Origin of the sequence: Marinomonas spartinae (assembly GCF_900089775.1) — a bacterium.
Lineage (GTDB): Bacteria > Pseudomonadota > Gammaproteobacteria > Pseudomonadales > Marinomonadaceae > Marinomonas > Marinomonas spartinae.
The window spans coordinates 64,820-78,926 of sequence record NZ_FLOB01000001.1; the positions used below are offsets into that span (position 1 = coordinate 64,820).

A 14,107-nucleotide genomic window follows, 5' to 3' on the forward strand; every position below is an offset into this window, starting at 1 on the left:
ATAAAACCAGCCCTTGATAGGATGCTATACAACCTATCAGGGGCTGGTTTTATTCAAAAGATAAGCCGTGCTAACGCTTATTTTTTCTCAAACAATACATCCCGTTGCAGCGCCATGATTTCAGAAATACCTTTACGCGCCACCGCCAACATGCCCATCATATGCTCATCACTAAAGGCTTCGCCTTCGGCCGTTCCTTGAATCTCAATGAAACCTCCTTTGTCGTTCATGATGACATTCATATCAGTTTCGGCATTGGAATCTTCTAGATAATCCAAATCGAGTACGGGCACACCTTGATAAACCCCCACAGAAATGGCCGCGATTTGTGCCACTATGGGGTTTTCTTTTACTTTTTTCGTTTCCACCAACACACGCATGGCATCGGCTAACGCCACAAAACCACCAGTGATAGAGGCTGTACGAGTGCCGCCGTCGGCTTGAATGACATCACAGTCAATGGTGATTGTATTCTCACCTAATTTTTTCAAATCCACCGCGGCACGCAAAGAGCGACCAATTAAACGTTGAATCTCAACCGTACGACCGCCTTGCTTGCCTCGTGCAGCTTCGCGGTCCATACGGCTGTGCGTAGAACGAGGCAACATACCGTATTCTGCGGTAATCCAACCTTGACCCTTGCCTTTCAAGAAACGAGGCACGCCATTGACCACTGTCGCAGTACAAATAACCTTAGTATCGCCACATTCGATCAACACCGACCCTTCGGCATGTTTAGTAAAATTGCGTGTGATCTTCAGGGAACGTAACTGATCTGCTTCTCTTCCGCTTGGACGCATATTTGCTCTCTCTGTCATAACCATTTTTAAAGGCCCAATTATAATGATCTTAGATAAAATTGCGCCCCCAGTGATGGGAAAAACCAACAATCCGCGAAACTGTCGAAGCAGAGCCTGTTAAGCTACAATAAGCCCTTCGTTTTTCTCTTTATTTCTTTTTTTATTTATTGTTAGGTACTCAAGATGACAGCAAGCATGACCGCTTTCTCACGCCAAGAAGCCGTATTCGATTGGGGCACCATCAGCTGGGAAGTACGCTCAGTGAACCAACGCTACCTAGAGCCCAGTTTTCGCCTACCGGAAAACTTCCGCGAGCTTGAGTTTGCCTTTCGCGATGTGCTGCGCAAAAAAATCAACCGAGGCAAACTAGAATGCCAACTGCGCTTTCAAGGCGTCGACAAAGCCGCCACCAGCTTGAGCATCAACCCAAGCAACGCCCAAGCCCTAGCGAATGCTATCGACACACTTGGCACTTGGTTTAAAGACCTCGATCCAGCCAATCCGTTAGACATCTTAAAATGGCCGGGCATCCTCAGCGAAGAAGGCAGCGACTTTGAGACCATCAAAAAAGCCGTTGTCGAACTCTTCAACCAATCGGTTGACGAACTCATCCAAGTACGCCTGCGTGAAGGCGCACAACTCAAAGACATCATCGAACAGCGCCTTGATGCCATTGATCACATCGTCGCAGATGTGCAAGCCAAACTGCCAGAGATTCTAGCCGCACAAAAACAAAACCTACTCGACAAACTGGAAGCCGCCAAAGTCGACCTCGACCCCATGCGCGTCGAAGCGGAAATAGTCCTATTGGCACAAAAAGCCGACGTCGCCGAAGAACTGGATCGCCTCGCCACCCACACCAAAGAAGTCCGTCGTCAGCTACAACAAAACGGCCCCATCGGCCGCCGACTCGACTTCCTAATGCAAGAACTCAACCGCGAAGCCAACACCCTTTCCTCAAAATCCATCGTCGTGGAAACCACCCAAAGCGCCGTGGAATTGAAGGTGTTGATTGAGCAAATGAGAGAGCAGATCCAAAATATAGAATAGACTCCCCTCAACTCCACACACTTCCACAAAACCCTTATTTATAAGGGCTTTGTTATTTTTATCATCCATACACATCCATTAAATTCATCAACAGCCACGAAAAAACGGGGAGTATCGTGGGTAGCACTTTGCTATTTACTCCCCACCGTAGTATAAATATCACAACATACTCCCCACTCATGGAGGGTGATGTAATGATAACTTCGATTAGAGCTATAAATTCAAGGAGATAGAGATGGGTAATCTCACCGTCAACCAAGTTAAGGCGATAGTAAAAGACAAAAAAACAGGTCGTCATGCCGATGGTGATGGTTTCTATCTAATGATTCCTAGAATAGGTCGACCATACTGGATGCTAAGGTACACCCTTTTTAAGAAAAGAAAGGAGGTGACTATTGGCAAGGTCGATGAACTTTCTCTTGCAGATGCAAGGTTGAAAGCATCTGAGCTTCGAAAGCAAATCAGCGAAGGGATTAACCCAATTGCAGAAAGAAAACGGAGTAAGCAAGCCGATATACAAATAATCGATGACCTCTTCGAAGACTGGTACAAGGAGCTATCCAAAAGGCTCAAGCATCCCAATATACCTAAGCGTATCTATCAGAAAGAGATCTCTCCGCAAATTGGTCAATACACGTTGAAACGTGTCACACCTTTAGATATCCGTAACATCATCCAAATAGTCGCTGACAGTGGCCGTCCAACCACAGCTAACGACACGCTAATGTATTGTAAGCAGCTTTTTAAACACGGTATGAAGATTGGTGTTATTGAGTCTAACCCTGCACTAGCATTTTCTAACTATGATGCTGGTGGTATTGAAGAAAGTCGAGATCGGGTCTTAGAACTGGAAGAGATTAAACATGTTTTTTCCGTCTTCAACCAAAACATTTATAGCTTCAATCGAGACAACTACCTAGCTTGTGCTCTGCTTCTTTGTCTTGGCGTTCGTAAATCAGAGCTAACAGAAGCAAAGTGGACTGAGTTCGATCTAGATAATGCTTTATGGCACCTACCAGCGGAGCGAAGCAAATCTGGGACAGGTTTCACGATTCCGCTTCCGGAGCTGTGCATACAGTGGTTTAAAGAACTGCATATGCGGGCTTGTGGTTCGGAATACGTCTTCCCAAACAGAAGGGAAAGCAAAGTACCTCACATGGGCAAAGACACACTGAACAGGGCTATTTCAAAGCTATTTGGTCGAGAGCCCGGTCGTAAGGTACAACCACCAAATAAAATGGGCGATATCAAACACTTTGCGGTTCACGATCTACGCCGCACCTGCCGTAGCCTACTCGCTTCGGTAAAAGTTCCTAGCCATATTGCAGAGCGCTGTTTAAATCACAAGCTGAAAGGAGTCGAGGGTATCTATGATCGGTATGACTACTTGGAGGAGCGCAAAGAAGCACTGGAAAAAGTCATCAGGCTAGTAGAGAAAAACATCGTCATTTAAAGCTGACAACTACATTCGATGACAAGACCAATTGAAAGTGCGATAGCCATATTGGCAGAGAATCAATTTTAAAAGTAAAGTCTGGTTTTTCCTGAAAATGAAGTGCCTCATACCATTCATCTCACAGAGCTGATAATGATGCTGTTAGTGTGTCGATACAACCCGTTATTGCCCTTTTCCATAACCCCATCATATGGAAGTGAGTGTATTGCTAGAGTATGCGAAGGATAGGCTAAAAATGAATTTCGTATAATCCTTAAAATATCCTGGACCTTAAACAACAAATATCTTAGAATCCTAGTCTGGTAATTATTTAAGTGAGTATTAGTTTGAATCATATTGAGCTGTTTTCAGGGTGTGGCGGGTTGTCTTTAGGTCTAGCTAAAGCTGGTTTTGAGCTTACGTTCGCTAATGAGTTATCCCCAATGGCAGCCGAAACGTTTGCATATAATTTGTTAAACGAAGATCTAACTGGACTTGCAGAGCAAGGCCAAAAAAGTGAAAAAGTATTTTGGCTCAGTAGCCAGTATGCAGACTTAACCAACCGGCTAAGAGAGAATCCCTTCGAGTATCCTGCTCTAGGCAAAGGGGTTACAGACATCTCCAGCGACCACCAAAAACTGAACGGAAGTCTTTTAGTAGGGAACATCATCCATCTAAACCAACTTTTAGAAGCTAATCCTCAGCTTCTGAAAGAGATAAAAGATGGGTTCAAAAGCGGTGACATAGATCTTGTTTCAGGAGGTCCACCTTGTCAGAGTTTCAGTTTGGCGGGTTTAAGAAAAAAAGATTGCGACAAAAACTTATTACCTTGGGAGTTCGCAAAGTTTGTAGGCATGGTAGAGCCTAAACTAGTAATTCTAGAAAACGTATCGGGCATACTGAGGCCCTTCAACGAGGACGGTGTAAAATACTATGCTTGGTTCGAGGTCGCTAAGGCGTTCGCAGAACAAGGTTATATACCATTGTGTCTGCATGTTAATGCCCGATTAGCAGGAGTCCCTCAGAATAGGCCTCGCTTTATAATGATTGCAATAAGAAAGGATATATTCTCTAACATATCACACTCTTTGAACGATTATGAAACTAGGCTACTGAACCCGTGCTTAGATCTGTTTAAAAATATTCAAGCGGGTATTGCTGTTGATATAAAAGACTATCGCTGTTACGACGTTAACATTAGCAATGATTTAGACTTGTTTAGAAATTCTTTTCTTGCACCTCTTGTTGGCGATGAAGAGGTATCTGTAAAGATGGCCATTCATGATCTATGCCTCACGAAAAAGAGCAAAAAATCATTATATGTCCAACAGCTAAATGAAAAATTTGAGAGCGTTTTAGGTAAGGCTAAATCCATACCTAACCATATACCAAGAAACAATAGTGAACTGGTTAAAAGAAGGTTTCGAGTTTATCAAGTACTTCAAAAATGCAGCCAGAAAACTAGGAAGCAGGTTTTTAGTATACTAAAAGGTGAAGTAGATCATTTAAGTAATTCTGAATGGGAAGAATTGAAAAAATATAAATTTGTATCTTTGGAAGGAAAATATATACATTTTAACTCAAAAGAAAGCTTTACTAGTTACTTAAAAGAGCATCCGACAAAAAAACGAAGCCAACGTGCGTTAGACGAATACCAACCTGCACCAGCGGCTTTATCGATACCAGACGATGCTTGTCACTATGATAGTCGAGAGCTGAGAACGCTAACAGTTCGAGAAATGGCTAGAATACAATCTTTTCCCGATGCTTTTGAATTTCGCGCAAAGGTAACTACTGGTGGGACGATGAGGCGTAGTGAAGTCCCTCAATACACCCAAGTTGGTAACGCTGTTCCCCCATTGCTGGGAGTTAAATTGGGAAGCATTATTTCTCAAATACTAAAAAGACGAGCACCTAAATCAAAAAATAGGTGATGCAGGTGCTCCTCCGATACCCTAATTGTTGACGATTCAATCAATTAGGGTATCGATGAATGATACTAGTTCACTAACCGTAGAAAAAGCTTTGCGAACAGAAACAAGAGTGACGCCGTTTGTTTTGGACTCTTGCCCGTGTGCAATGCTATTTCTCCAGCTCACTATCGAATTAATATCGTTCTTCCTATCAACCTTCCCATTTAACCACTCAAGAAAATCCTCGCTCCAACTGGAGTTAAATTGGCCAAGAATCGTTTTGATATTATCAGTATTCATATTTTTGGAAATCGGCCAGGTCTCTTCTACATATCTAGATATTTGTTTTCTAGCACCTTTTGAAGCGTACTGTAGAAGTAATTCTTTTATCGCTTGCTCTAAATAACCAGACACTAAAACAGCCAAATATTTCGCATTATGTGCCTGCGCTTCAGGAGTGCTATCTTCGGCAGCATATGACTTGAGTAAATTATCAATCCTACTTCTATATTTATCGTGACTATTGTGGCGAGAGTGACGTGACATACTACTCCCCTGAGAAGATTTTTATTGAAAGTTCAACCCTACCAATCACATTTTCTGTATCATTAATAAACTCATCTGTTGTTCTAATATATTGTTCATCACTCAATAACTGTTTTAATTTGTCAGCTAGGGTAGCCTCATTCAGGCTCACTCCAGCATTCAAAGCTCGAGCGACTCCCACCATAACGGAGTCAAATTTTGATAGAAGGAAAGTACCTCCCGTTTTAAATAGTTTCGCATCAAAGTTATTTAAAAGAGTTACTGTTTGAACAAACAAGCTCTCAAGCTGATTTAGTCGCTCCTGAGAAAGGTTTCTATTTTTTTCCATATACTTATCAAGAAAACTAGGCATTGGAGCTTTATAATCACTATGTTCCTCATAAAGAGCAATAAACCTCAAGATTGCTTCAACATCTTTATAACGGCTATGCTTTGGACCAAACAACGACCTCCAATTAGCGGTTCCATTTAATTCATGCAAAAGATCGTCAAGCGAACCATAAAAAATGCACGACCTCACTTCTTGAGGTTGCAGCGGTTTTCCACTTGTATTAAGTCTTCTAAAAATTTGTATTACAGCATTGTTATACTCATTGCCATAAGTCGAACTATCTGCTGATGGATCTGGACGAATGACAATACTGTGAAGAACAGAATCACTCAGTGTTCTAACATCAGCATCATCCAAAACTTTTGATTTGGATGATTTAGCAACATCAGAGTTGAAGTAACAACCACGAAGGTCTTCATGTATCTTTTTACTATTTGAGATAGAGAACTCACCAGCTAGATATCTTTGAAGTGTTTTTAACCTTTGCTGCCCATCAATAATATTCAACGTTTTTGAGTCACGATCCTGAGCTAAAAAGATGTTTGGTACAGGTAAACCAAGAATTAGGGACTCAATGAACCTCGACTGCTCTGTTAAGCTCCAAACAAAGCCTCGTTGAAAACCTGGCAGTTTGATATCCCCTCTATTTAGTCGTTTCACAAGCCCTTCAACATCACTATCCCAACCATAACTAGAAACTTCAAATCTTGATGGTAAATCACTTTCACTACTTTCATCATTCTCTACTTTGGTATCTTCACCTACTCCTACGGTCCCTATAAGTTCGTTGGAATCAACATCAATTCTGTTCACTATTTCAGAAAAGTAGGAACCATCAGATGTATCCAGTGGATGCTCATCAGATAAGTTCAACAATATGATATTGCTGTTTTCAACAAACAAAGCAAACACTTGCCCATCAGAAGCAAACTTGTTGAACCTTCCAGGCCAAAATCGAGTATCACCTCTAGCTGTAGCTCTATATAAGGAGGATTTCGTTTCTTCTCTAGCACCATTGCTTAAGACAATACATGAAAGCATGACTTTATTCTCTGTACCGAATAGCTGTGCGTCATAGTCATGTATCTGCTTATTTTTAAGTAACTGACTTATTGGTGCAGTTGCATCTAAGATGCTTTTCGTAAGCCCAGTTTCTGTGACATAAAGCAGCTCAAAATCAATATTCAATTCTTTTAAAGCATTTACCTTTTCTGACTCAGCCGGTGTTAATTCTCTTGTGTTCATCTTTTCAACCTAAATTAAGAACAATAAGTCTTGGTCATTGTTTACATGAGTTGAGATAAGTTTCATATCTTGTTCTACTATGCCCTTTCAAAACAATTCAATCAAATGTAAAGCACATTTATAATAAGTTACCATCAAAAAATACCACGCTCACTTCAGTCCAAAAATTTTCAGGCATATGTCATCAATGTGAATACCCACCATTGATTCCGACAGGAGCCTGAAATGAATCCCAAAACTTCCGATTACCAAAAGCAGCAACGCTATCAGGAAAATGAAATCCTAGAGCATGCAGCAGAAATACTAGCGACACGCTACGTACGTGGTAATGCCCTAACCAATCCTGATGCCACTAAAGAGTATGTACGCTGTAAGCTAGGCAGCTATGAGCGTGAAGTGTTTGCTTTATTGCTACTGGATAACCAAAACCGACTGATTGAGTTTAAAGAGCTGTTTCATGGAACGGTGGATGCGGCCAGTGTCTACCCACGTGAAGTGGTGAAAGCGGTGTTGGAAGTCAATGCCGCAGCGGTTATATTTGCCCATAACCATCCATCTGGAGACTCAACGCCTTCTCAAGCTGATAGACGCATAACCGAAAGACTCAAAGACGCTTTAGCACTGGTGGATGTCCGCGTTCTCGACCATATCGTGACAGGCGATACCTGCACATCATTTGCTGAAAGGGGATGGTTATGATTGAGCAACACTACGGTGAGCTTTCTATTGATGACGCTTTACATGCGTCACTGAAAGCACTTCTGAATCGATACACTCTCCCTGAGAATGCCGAACGACTCGTATTGAACTGCCGCCAAATGAGTTACTACCGACATCGACAAGGTTTACATCCCATTGAGGTGCAACTTAAACGTGAGTCAGTCTCAAGCCCTTGGCTGGTGGTGTTCTTTGCCAGCTTCTCTTATACCGATGACAACAGCACAACTGTTGAACCTGAGTTGTACTTTCATCTGGCTAATCGCTGGTGCTATCAACCCGATGTGGGGAGCACGGATTTATCCCATCCAGAAGTACAAGAGCTGCTCTCGGTCTGGATGAAAGCCTTTGCTCGCCACCTATCCAGAAACGTCTTTGATGACGTACAACTGACAATGGTCGGCACTTTCAACTAAATCCTAATCTCTCATTTCTTATTTGAATCCTGAAACAAGGAGGACTCACTATGTCCAAATTAACCTTCACAGCATCATTACTACCTGTATCAAAGAAACTGCATAAGCTGTTAAGTGAGCAACTCACCGCTCACTTGCTGAGTAATGAAGCACTGACCACCAGCCGCTATCTGGTGTTTAACTTTCGCGATAAGAGTTACAGCGCGGAAGAAGGCGGCTTCCATCCGGTTGAGATGGCGATTTGCCAAACCTCAATAGGAGAATGGAGCATTGAGTACATCACCGACTTTGCTTATATGGGGAATTACTATCCAGAGCTAGAGCGCAACTTGGATTTTGATTTTCGGGTTGGACAGTTCTTTGTGGCCTATCGTGGCTGGCTACCAATGCAAGGTAGCCGTGATGCCAAAGAGCTGTATCGCCTATGGGAGAATAACTTTCTTGCCTATGTCGATACGGACGCCTACAACGAGATAGCCGTCACCCCGCAATAACTCATGACTTCCTTCCTTCTACAAACCATCAAACTTGTCACTGCCCTCATCACGTTGTTTTCACTGTCTCCGTTCTTCGGTGCCATCGGAGCCCTATCTACTTTAGGGTTTCTGGTGGTGCTGTTGATTGGGTTATTGGTAGCGATTGCCGAGCTCAGTGATAAGCATAAGCCTCGTTAATGTTAATCGGCTCACGCTTTGGTGATGCCGATTGATGCTGTTTTCACCGTTGGACATTATGTGTCTGACCCACCTCTATTCTCCCGACATTAAATGTCCGACTCCGGTGTGGAGCTTTGATGTATTGAGAGCGTAGTCATGAGCAATAAAACCAGCATTGAAGGGTTATCCGCTTTGCTGCACACGCTGATGCTTATTCCTCAACATCGATGGATTACCGTTAGGGAGTTGCAGCAGCAGTTAGCCCTACTCGATATCCACCGCACCACTCGCAGCATTAAACGCTACCTCGATGAAGCCATTGTGGAGGTGTTTAACGTGGAGTGTGATTCGATGAGCATGCCCCATGTTTATCGCAAAACCTCAGAGCAATTACTGAAGCTCAACAAGCAGGAAATGCTCTATTGGCAACTGACCAACAAGTACTTACTACCGCTGGTTCCTGATGCACTGAATTATGGGCAAGGGTGCTCCTCGGAGAGAGACAAACCCTTGCCCCATAAGGGTTCAGCACATTCAAAAGAGCAAGCATGGTTAGCAAAAGTACATGTGGCTTTGCCCACTATTCGCAAGTGGAGTGACGGGCAACGGCAAGTGTTGAATGCAGTACATACAGCATTACTGCACAACCGTATGCTCAAGATATCGAGCCAAGTATTGCAGCAGGAGAAGGCGCTCATTGAGCCTCTGGGACTCTCGGTTCAGTGTGACGCGCTCTTGCTGCTCTTTCGTTTAACCGGTCAAAACAAGATACGCACCCTAGCTTTGCCTCTGATTGATGAGGCCAGTGTATCGACGTTTTCTTTTACCTATCCCACTGATTTCAATCTTGAGCGGTTCATGCGTGAACACGATGGAATCAGTACACCCTGAATTTCCCTCACCGATAAGGAGAGCACCGTTATGACATTAACCAACACCCTACTCCGATACGCCGCTATGACCATCCTGTTTATCGGGCTCACCGCTTGTGGCGACCAAGAAGAGACTCAAGCAGCAACAGCAGATATTGAAATGTCGATATCGACTAACTCGCATTGGGGAACATTGGTTTTTGACCTGCAAGCTATCACCGATAACACCGTAATCAGCAATGTGGTGATTAACCGAGGCAACTGCCGATTACCTGCGGGCACAGCCTCTGAGCTATCAAGAAATGTTTCATTGCAGTTCGGCCAAACCTACACCGGATACAGCAACAACTGCACCGTAGACAACGTGAAAGAAATCGAAGTCACCTCCAGCGCTGGCACCTTTGTCTACACCTTCTAACTTCCAATTCCCAAATAACACACTCAACCAACTCGTAAGGATCAACTATGAACAAGTCAACTCTACTCATCGCGGCAGCATTAGTTTTCTCTACCTCTTTCGCCTTTGCTGGTGGAACACTGGGCGGCAACCCATCAGCAGATTCGGGAGCCGTCAACGTCAGTGTGGGCAAGTGCACTCAATACAAAATGGATGTGAAAGCGGCACAGCAGGAAGGCAAGGATGTATCGACCATCACCGTTCCTGAAGGCTGTGAAGCAGTCAAAGAAAAGTAATACCTACCACCAGCGACGGTAAAAAATGACAATGGGGAGCAATTACGCTCCCCATTCTTTTTTTGCTTCTATACACAAGCGGCACAATCAATAAGCCACATACAGTAAGCCATCCTTTGTCATTACTGAGGGAGCATGACGGGATAAATACCAACCGATTCTGTCATGCTCTTACATTTTAGTCAGGATTGATGCTTCTTACTTTACACCTCGATATTCAGTGACTGTGATCTTTCTATCCTAAGTTCTCTGGTGTTGAGTTTTTCTTCCTTCCAGATGTTTTTAATCGTACCGATACTCACAGTGATATTGTGTTCTTTTAATGCCACCATTAGTTGCATCAAAGTGAGGTGAGGATTCTGCAATGTCAGCTCGATAATCTTATCTTCTGCGTGCTCTGGTATGCGGTTCTTACTGCGTTTGAGAGGCTTATTGATCCGTTTTAACCCCATCGGCCCTTCCTCTGCCATTATTTTCTGATAGGTGTAGAGGGATTGACGAGAGCAGCCAAGGATACGAGCGGCTTTAGTGATACTTCCCAACTGTTCAACAAGCTCTAGTGCTTCTATTTTCCGTTGAACCTCTTTGCCGTATTCACTGCATTTGCGAGGCTCAACGAGTTCTGTAATATCGAGCCGACGATGGCCAAAATAGGCAGAGAACGCCCCATCGAACTGACAACGGATTTCCACTTGCTGGTTGGCGATCGAATAACGAACGGGTGAGTCGATGACATACATCTTATTATCAAAGCTGAACGTGTGGTCACGGCGTATCTTGCGATACTCTTTCTGTACACAGATAGTGTTGAGATCTAAGTCATCAGGTATGCACTTAAAGGCTGTGCGTAAACCTGTCGGCTGAACCATGACGTTTTTTGCCCAATAGTTTGGTATGAACTCTTCTTGTAAATACCGATTCGCATTTTCCATATCGGTGATGTTGTGTAATCGAAGTTCTGGCACCAGCCGATCTTGGAAGGTATCGAAGGAGCGTTCTATACGCCCCTTACCTTGAGGTGAATTTGCGAAGATAATCTCGATGCCGAGTTCGTCACAAGCTCGTTGCATTTGCGAGAAGTTACTACGCTTAGGGCCACCAAAAATACCCGCTCTGTCCACGTAAAGGGTTTTGAATATGCCTCGCTTTTCAATATAAGCTCGCATCACCTTCATGCAGCCCTCAGTCGTCTCTGACGGGAAGAACTGCGCATGAATATCACTGGTAGCGTCATCAATGATAGCAATCAGACAAGACTTTTCATCGCCAAACCAGCGATGAGGACTGCCATCCATTTGCAGCATAAGCCCTGGCAATGGCATACGCTCTCGATACTTCCTTACTCGGCTTCTACGACGTTTAGAACGTTTCACGTAGTGAATATCATGAGCCCAAGAGCGCAGAGTCTCACGCTTAATTGACAGCCCTTCATTTTTGCTTAAAAGCTCTGAGAGGTGTTGTAGATTGAAGTCGTAGTATTTAGTTTGAATGAGGCTCTGAACCTCTTTCTTGAGTGACTCTGGGATTTTATTGATGGGAGCCATCCAAACCTATTGATAATGACTTCATCATTAACCAACGTATCCCAAACGCCGAATGAAACAGTTCTGGACAAAAGCTTGCTAAGAGAGCTGTTAGTCTAATGACCGCTCTCACTTCCTCATCGCATCCACCTTCAGATATATGTTATCTAGAAAAACGCAAATAACGGGATAATAGCGGTTTGTTAGATTGAGCCTACAAGCCACATTATTACATCAATCGATATCACTTCTAGCGGCATCAACGGCTAGTGAGTCCGCTATCTCATTCCCTCTGACACCAAAATGCGCTCTAACCTTTTTGACTTCGACGTACCTTTCAGAGAGAAGAACATCAACTGTCTACCACAAGCGGCTATTTAAAATCGGGCTTTAATCCGCTCTACACCAGTTTTTCTTCTTCCAACTATCACAATGTCTGAAGGCAGTGAAGCCAGCAAAGAAAAGTAACTTCACCAGCAGCGGTCAAAATAACAATGGGGAGCATCACGCTCCCCATTCTTTTTTGCTTCTATACACCAGTTTGAAGGTATATGTTATCGATAAAAAACACTCTTGACCTTGGTAGAACCAACTTCATATAAGACTTGAATAGTATGACCATTCACCTAACATTCTCGTTCTGGAAAGGTAGGCACTTTTCGCTTCTGGCGATAACACCTCTTGCCCTTCCGCCGACAAGCTCCATGATTTGCTCATGCCATCTCGGAGCATCACAGGCTTTGAAGGGGAATCCGTCAATAGTGCTAACTCACCACTTTTCAGCTTATCCATAAAACGGGAATAGCTCATCCCCTGAGGGAGTGCTGAGCCTAACGCTCTTTCGTCCAGCCTTCCAATATCACCTTCAACCTGACCAAACTCATATGCCATCAGTTCGGTTAACCGTACCACTCGATAACCCACAGTTAAATCCATCCGCTACTTTCAATGGGTGTATTCTACCTAACCAGCGGGAATTGCAGGATTTATAACCATAAGTTCGGTCTACCAATTGCAGACATTGTGATTTTCACCCACTACATCCAAACCTATTGATAATGACTTCATCATTAACCAACGTATCCCAAACAAAAAATAGGGCATAGTTTGGGAGGTGTTACCCTCCCAAACTATGAATTCTTGTATTAGTCGGCTTCCGCCGCTTCAACCGCCAACAGGTCAGCTCTTTCATTCCCTTCAATGCCAGAATGTGCTTTGACCTTAAATACCTCGACGTACTTCCTAGAACTCAACTCGTCCACTTGTTGCCAAAGCTGGCGGTTTTTAACCGGTTTCTTATCCGCTCGACGCCAACCTCGGTCTTTCCAGTCATCCATCCAGATGTTGAAACCTTTCACACAGTAATCGCTGTCCGAATAGATAACATCCCCATCTTCTGCGTATTCCAATGCTTCAATTAAGGCCAGTAGTTCCAGTTCAGCATTGTCGGTTTTTCGATTGATGGTAAAACTCTCTTCATGAACAATCTCATTGTCTTCATCCATGACCACCAGCCCGATACCACCTCGTGTACATCCGTGTTGGTTGTTTGGGGCTGCGCCGTCTACGTAAATTGAATAACTCATTTTTTATCTCTCTCTAATTGAAAAAGGGCGCATGACTTTGCTTAGCCAGCGCCCCGTTGATGATATGATTTGCTGTTTGTGTTACTGAAAGGATTCTTGGTTGTCTCGCAGTGCTAGACGCTGCTCCATCCATTCTTCGATTTCACTTTCTAGCCATCCCACTGCTCTTCCTCCCAATGGAATGGTTTTTGGAAAAACTTCATCGGCCATGAACTTGTAGATAGTGGAACGGCCTAGCCCAGTTAGTGACATCACGTCTTGGATTCGTAGAAATCTCATTGTCATCGGGAATCTTCTCCTGTGCTTTGTATATACCCATGAGAT

At 43.6% G+C, this 14,107-nt stretch carries 16 protein-coding genes and 2 pseudogenes; 10 read left to right on the forward strand and 8 right to left on the reverse strand.

The genetic code is table 11. The features are described from left to right. Nucleotides 1–77 precede the first annotated feature (77 nt). Nucleotides 78–800, reverse strand: a complete 723-nt coding sequence (rph, locus tag MSP8886_RS00270) for a ribonuclease PH (RefSeq protein ID WP_067011554.1) — start codon at nucleotides 798–800, stop codon at nucleotides 78–80. A 183-nt stretch (nucleotides 801–983) separates the two neighbouring features. On the opposite strand from rph, the gene MSP8886_RS00275 reads away from it, so the two are divergent. From MSP8886_RS00275 to MSP8886_RS00285, 3 genes are all read left to right on the forward strand, one after another. Further along, nucleotides 984–1,850 carry a YicC/YloC family endoribonuclease gene (locus tag MSP8886_RS00275; RefSeq protein ID WP_067011556.1) on the forward strand — a complete coding sequence of 289 codons (867 nt, stop codon included), beginning with the start codon at nucleotides 984–986 and terminating at the stop codon, nucleotides 1,848–1,850. A gap of 235 nt (nucleotides 1,851–2,085) precedes the next feature. Further along, nucleotides 2,086–3,303, forward strand: a complete 1,218-nt coding sequence (locus MSP8886_RS00280; RefSeq protein ID WP_067011558.1) for a tyrosine-type recombinase/integrase — start codon at nucleotides 2,086–2,088, stop codon at nucleotides 3,301–3,303. A gap of 317 nt (nucleotides 3,304–3,620) precedes the next feature. Then, nucleotides 3,621–5,219 (forward strand): DNA cytosine methyltransferase, encoded by a 1,599-nt coding sequence (locus MSP8886_RS00285; RefSeq protein WP_217491306.1) that lies wholly within the window; start codon nucleotides 3,621–3,623, stop codon nucleotides 5,217–5,219. 36 nt (nucleotides 5,220–5,255) lie between these two features. Here MSP8886_RS00285 and MSP8886_RS00290 read toward each other — a convergent pair whose 3' ends face one another. Further along, complete coding sequence (locus MSP8886_RS00290) at nucleotides 5,256–5,744, reverse strand: HEPN domain-containing protein (RefSeq protein WP_067011562.1); 489 nt, start codon at nucleotides 5,742–5,744, stop codon at nucleotides 5,256–5,258. Between the two features lies 1 nt (nucleotide 5,745). Beyond that, nucleotides 5,746–7,320, reverse strand: coding sequence for a DUF262 domain-containing protein (locus MSP8886_RS00295; RefSeq protein ID WP_067011564.1), 1,575 nt, complete (start codon nucleotides 7,318–7,320; stop codon nucleotides 5,746–5,748). Nucleotides 7,321–7,545: 225 nt separating this feature from the next. Here MSP8886_RS00295 and radC point away from each other — a divergent pair, with 225 nt between their 5' ends. From radC to MSP8886_RS00325, 7 genes are all read left to right on the forward strand, one after another. Then, the gene (gene radC, locus MSP8886_RS00300; protein ID WP_067011566.1) at nucleotides 7,546–8,019 is read left to right on the forward strand and encodes a RadC family protein; all 474 of its coding nucleotides are present in this window, start codon (nucleotides 7,546–7,548) and stop codon (nucleotides 8,017–8,019) included. Then, nucleotides 8,016–8,453 carry a DUF2787 domain-containing protein gene (locus MSP8886_RS00305; RefSeq protein ID WP_067011568.1) on the forward strand — a complete coding sequence of 146 codons (438 nt, stop codon included), beginning with the start codon at nucleotides 8,016–8,018 and terminating at the stop codon, nucleotides 8,451–8,453. Before radC ends, MSP8886_RS00305 begins: the two co-directional genes overlap by 4 nt. 50 nt (nucleotides 8,454–8,503) lie before the next feature. Next, nucleotides 8,504–8,947 (forward strand): DUF2787 domain-containing protein, encoded by a 444-nt coding sequence (locus MSP8886_RS00310; protein WP_067011570.1) that lies wholly within the window; start codon nucleotides 8,504–8,506, stop codon nucleotides 8,945–8,947. 3 nt (nucleotides 8,948–8,950) lie between these two features. Next, complete coding sequence (locus MSP8886_RS22060; RefSeq protein ID WP_139063059.1) at nucleotides 8,951–9,127, forward strand: hypothetical protein; 177 nt, start codon at nucleotides 8,951–8,953, stop codon at nucleotides 9,125–9,127. Between the two features lie 189 nt (nucleotides 9,128–9,316). Continuing rightward, entirely contained in the window at nucleotides 9,317–10,000 is a 684-nt protein-coding gene (locus MSP8886_RS00315) for a WYL domain-containing protein (protein WP_217491307.1), read from the forward strand. Nucleotides 10,001–10,030: 30 nt separating this feature from the next. Next, a complete protein-coding gene (locus MSP8886_RS00320; RefSeq protein WP_067011574.1) occupies nucleotides 10,031–10,399 on the forward strand; it encodes a hypothetical protein in 369 nt (122 codons plus the stop codon). 47 nt (nucleotides 10,400–10,446) lie between these two features. After that, nucleotides 10,447–10,674 (forward strand): hypothetical protein, encoded by a 228-nt coding sequence (locus MSP8886_RS00325; protein ID WP_067011576.1) that lies wholly within the window; start codon nucleotides 10,447–10,449, stop codon nucleotides 10,672–10,674. Between the two features lie 203 nt (nucleotides 10,675–10,877). Here MSP8886_RS00325 and MSP8886_RS00330 read toward each other — a convergent pair. The 5 genes and pseudogenes from MSP8886_RS00330 to MSP8886_RS00345 form a co-directional block, all read right to left on the reverse strand. Beyond that, nucleotides 10,878–12,215, reverse strand: a pseudogene (locus tag MSP8886_RS00330) (ISNCY family transposase); the annotation flags it as partial. A 216-nt stretch (nucleotides 12,216–12,431) separates the two neighbouring features. After that, nucleotides 12,432–12,533: pseudogene (locus MSP8886_RS22750) on the reverse strand (hypothetical protein); the annotation flags it as partial. A gap of 258 nt (nucleotides 12,534–12,791) precedes the next feature. Then, on the reverse strand, nucleotides 12,792–13,133 hold the full coding sequence (locus MSP8886_RS00335) for a hypothetical protein (RefSeq protein WP_067011578.1): 342 nt from the start codon (nucleotides 13,131–13,133) through the stop codon (nucleotides 12,792–12,794). 209 nt (nucleotides 13,134–13,342) lie between these two features. Continuing rightward, nucleotides 13,343–13,783 carry a ribonuclease HI gene (locus MSP8886_RS00340; RefSeq protein WP_005496785.1) on the reverse strand — a complete coding sequence of 147 codons (441 nt, stop codon included), beginning with the start codon at nucleotides 13,781–13,783 and terminating at the stop codon, nucleotides 13,343–13,345. A gap of 81 nt (nucleotides 13,784–13,864) precedes the next feature. Beyond that, a complete protein-coding gene (locus tag MSP8886_RS00345; RefSeq protein ID WP_217491308.1) occupies nucleotides 13,865–14,068 on the reverse strand; it encodes a helix-turn-helix transcriptional regulator in 204 nt (67 codons plus the stop codon). Nucleotides 14,069–14,107: the final 39 nt, after the last annotated feature.

Bases quoted from the DNA above. Each gene is read 5' to 3' on its own strand.
- rph (WP_067011554.1), bottom strand. From the start codon at position 800: ATGCGTCCAAGCGGAAGAGAAGCAGATCAGTTACGTTCCCTGAAGATC.
- MSP8886_RS00275 (WP_067011556.1), top strand. From the start codon at position 984: ATGACAGCAAGCATGACCGCTTTCTCACGCCAAGAAGCCGTATTCGAT.
- MSP8886_RS00280 (WP_067011558.1), top strand. From the start codon at position 2,086: ATGGGTAATCTCACCGTCAACCAAGTTAAGGCGATAGTAAAAGACAAA.
- MSP8886_RS00290 (WP_067011562.1), bottom strand. From the start codon at position 5,744: ATGTCACGTCACTCTCGCCACAATAGTCACGATAAATATAGAAGTAGG.
- MSP8886_RS00295 (WP_067011564.1), bottom strand. From the start codon at position 7,320: ATGAACACAAGAGAATTAACACCGGCTGAGTCAGAAAAGGTAAATGCT.
- radC (WP_067011566.1), top strand. From the start codon at position 7,546: ATGAATCCCAAAACTTCCGATTACCAAAAGCAGCAACGCTATCAGGAA.
- MSP8886_RS00305 (WP_067011568.1), top strand. From the start codon at position 8,016: ATGATTGAGCAACACTACGGTGAGCTTTCTATTGATGACGCTTTACAT.
- MSP8886_RS00310 (WP_067011570.1), top strand. From the start codon at position 8,504: ATGTCCAAATTAACCTTCACAGCATCATTACTACCTGTATCAAAGAAA.
- MSP8886_RS22060 (WP_139063059.1), top strand. From the start codon at position 8,951: ATGACTTCCTTCCTTCTACAAACCATCAAACTTGTCACTGCCCTCATC.
- MSP8886_RS00315 (WP_217491307.1), top strand. From the start codon at position 9,317: ATGCTTATTCCTCAACATCGATGGATTACCGTTAGGGAGTTGCAGCAG.
- MSP8886_RS00320 (WP_067011574.1), top strand. From the start codon at position 10,031: ATGACATTAACCAACACCCTACTCCGATACGCCGCTATGACCATCCTG.
- MSP8886_RS00325 (WP_067011576.1), top strand. From the start codon at position 10,447: ATGAACAAGTCAACTCTACTCATCGCGGCAGCATTAGTTTTCTCTACC.
- MSP8886_RS00335 (WP_067011578.1), bottom strand. From the start codon at position 13,133: ATGGATTTAACTGTGGGTTATCGAGTGGTACGGTTAACCGAACTGATG.
- MSP8886_RS00340 (WP_005496785.1), bottom strand. From the start codon at position 13,783: ATGAGTTATTCAATTTACGTAGACGGCGCAGCCCCAAACAACCAACAC.
- MSP8886_RS00345 (WP_217491308.1), bottom strand. From the start codon at position 14,068: ATGACAATGAGATTTCTACGAATCCAAGACGTGATGTCACTAACTGGG.